The following is a 1,697-nucleotide window of genomic DNA, read 5'->3' as shown; positions in this document are numbered from 1 at the left end:
GCCATGACCTCCGGGTTCACCCCGGCCGACGGGCTGATGCGCTGCTTCTACGTCGCCCGCGGCAACGGCGTCGACGAGGTGACCCCGGTGGTGGAGCGGGCGCTGGGCATCCGTGCCGACGCCGGCCTGTCCACCGCCGGGGCCCGCACTCCGGAGCCGGTCGCAGGGCGGGACCTGCTCGACGACCTCGCCCACGTCCTCGCCGAGGCAGGGGCGAAGCGGATGCGCACCCAGGAAGCGCTCGCGCTGCTGGCCGCGCTGGACCGCGGGCACTACGGGTCCTGGACCTTCGAGCGCCTCGCGCGCGAGCTGCCCGACGGGGCCAAGCCCTACAAGACCGGCGGCACCATGCAGGTCGCCGCCGCCCGGATCACCGAGGCTATCAACGACCGCGACTCGCTCACCGACGGTGACGAGCTGGGGTGAGGGACCCGGGCCCGGAATCCCGGGGACCGGCCGGGGAGGCGGGGAGTTCTCCCTGACCGGGTCCCCACCGGCTCCCTCCCCGCCCTGATCAGCGTCAACACGGGTTGAGGGACCCGAGGGACCCACCCGGCCCGACCAGCGAAAACAGCACCCACCTAGGGATCGAGACACCACCCGGTGCCTCCCTCCCCGGCTTCACCCATGCCGAAAACAGGAGCAGCGATGTCGACGCAGAGTGAGCACGGAGTGATGACCGAGCGGTGGGGCTGGCAGCCCACCGCCCGCATGCACGACGGACTGCCGACGTGGCGGTGGCGCTGTGCCCCGGCTGGGCTGGTGACCCGCCGACAGATGCGGGCGGCCGGGCGAGCCCCGGCAGGAGCGGCGCCGGTGGGCCGGATCGAGTGCCGCCACGGACGCCGATGGGCGCTGCTGTGGGACCCGGCCGAGCTGGGCCCCAAACGGACCCCCACACCCGGGCAGCGGGCCGCGCTGGGCCAGGCGCTGGCCGCCCGGCGGCGCTGCCCGTCCTGCGGGCGCGACGCCGGGTACTGCATCCCCCGCTCGCTGGGCTGCTGCCTCGACTGCCACGACACCACGCACCCGACCCGACACCACCAGGGAGACCCGCGATGAGGTTCCGCGCCCGTAAGACGTTCCGACTCGGCCCACTGCGGGCCACGGTCAACCAGTCCGGCCGCTGGTCGTTCGCCATCACCGTCGGTCCGGTCACCCACAACCTGCCCCGCCGCACCACCTCCATCGACACCCCCGGTCCCGGCGGCTTCCACCACCAGCACGGCCGCCGCGCCCGCCGAAGCCGTCGGGGCGGGGGCCTGCGGTGGGTCTGTAACGAGAACGGTGGTTCCGGCGATGTTGTCAGTAGTGCTCGGCGCCCGGCCAGCGGTCACCGAAAGTGATGGCGAAGGCGTTGAGGACTGGCTTCCAGCGCATCATCCATCGGGTGTGGCCTCGTCCGGTCGGGTCGAGGCTGCGGGTGACAAGGTACAGACATTTCATCGCGGCCTGCTCGCTGGGGAAATGCCCTCGCGCTCGGACCGCTCGCCGGTAGCGGGCGTTCAACGATTCGATCGCGTTCGTCGTACAGATCACCCTCCGGACCTCGATGTCGTAGTCGAGGAACGGCACGAACTCGGTCCAGGCGTTACGCCACAAACGTATCATCGCCGGATAGGCTCGCCCCCACTCGTCATCGAGATCATCCAGCGCGGCTGCAGCGGCATCGGCGGTGGACGCGGTGTAAATAGCTC

The 1,697-nt window shown here is 71.7% G+C and carries 2 protein-coding genes and 1 pseudogene; 2 read left to right on the top strand and 1 reads right to left on the bottom strand.

From position 1 onward, the window contains the following. Both FVA95_RS31190 and FVA95_RS28625 read left to right on the top strand, forming a co-directional pair. Window positions 1–426: pseudogene (locus FVA95_RS31190) on the top strand (cell division protein FtsK); the annotation flags it as partial. 222 nt (window positions 427–648) lie between these two features. Next, window positions 649–1,062 carry an RRQRL motif-containing zinc-binding protein gene (locus tag FVA95_RS28625; RefSeq protein WP_205016034.1) on the top strand — a complete coding sequence of 138 codons (414 nt, stop codon included), beginning with the start codon at window positions 649–651 and terminating at the stop codon, window positions 1,060–1,062. A 243-nt stretch (window positions 1,063–1,305) separates the two neighbouring features. On the opposite strand, the gene FVA95_RS28620 is transcribed toward FVA95_RS28625, so the two are convergent. Next, window positions 1,306–1,697: transposase (locus tag FVA95_RS28620; RefSeq protein WP_193564271.1), on the bottom strand; the 392-nt coding region annotated here is incomplete at its 5' end.

Source organism: Pseudonocardia sp. EV170527-09 (assembly GCF_008369905.1).
GTDB lineage: Bacteria > Actinomycetota > Actinomycetes > Mycobacteriales > Pseudonocardiaceae > Pseudonocardia.
The sequence above is the reverse complement of the archived record's forward strand: the minus strand, read 5'-3'. Positions and strand labels throughout refer to the sequence as shown.